Origin of the sequence: Corynebacterium sp. UMB6689 (genome assembly GCF_030215295.1) — a bacterium.
GTDB lineage: Bacteria > Actinomycetota > Actinomycetes > Mycobacteriales > Mycobacteriaceae > Corynebacterium > Corynebacterium aurimucosum.
In genome coordinates this window covers 1-307 of the sequence record NZ_JASOLS010000113.1, presented here as the reverse complement: position 1 = coordinate 307, position 307 = coordinate 1, and the positions used below count along the sequence as shown (strand labels likewise).

The following is a 307-nucleotide window of genomic DNA, read 5'->3' as shown; positions in this document are numbered from 1 at the left end:
GGATGAATAATATGTCAGACTTATTATCCCTACCAGACATTAAAACAATAGAACCGCCACAAGAAAATGAAACCGATATGATGTTTAAAGTTGAAGCAGTCGGACCACCTGAACGTTGTCCTGAATGTGGTTTTGACAAGTTGTACAAACACAGTTCAAGAAATCAACTAATTATGGATTTGCCCATTCGTTTAAAGCGAGTGGGCTTACATTTGAACCGTAGACGATACAAGTGTCGTGAATGCGGATCTACCTTCTGGGAACGCCTAATATCTGTAGATGAAAAGCGTAGTATGACCAAAAGGCT

General features: G+C 39.7%; 1 protein-coding gene. It reads left to right on the top strand.

What is annotated here, in order from left to right:
* Window positions 1-11: 11 nt before the first annotated feature.
* Window positions 12-307: transposase family protein (locus QP363_RS12875; RefSeq protein ID WP_369181387.1), on the top strand; the 296-nt coding region annotated here is incomplete at its 3' end.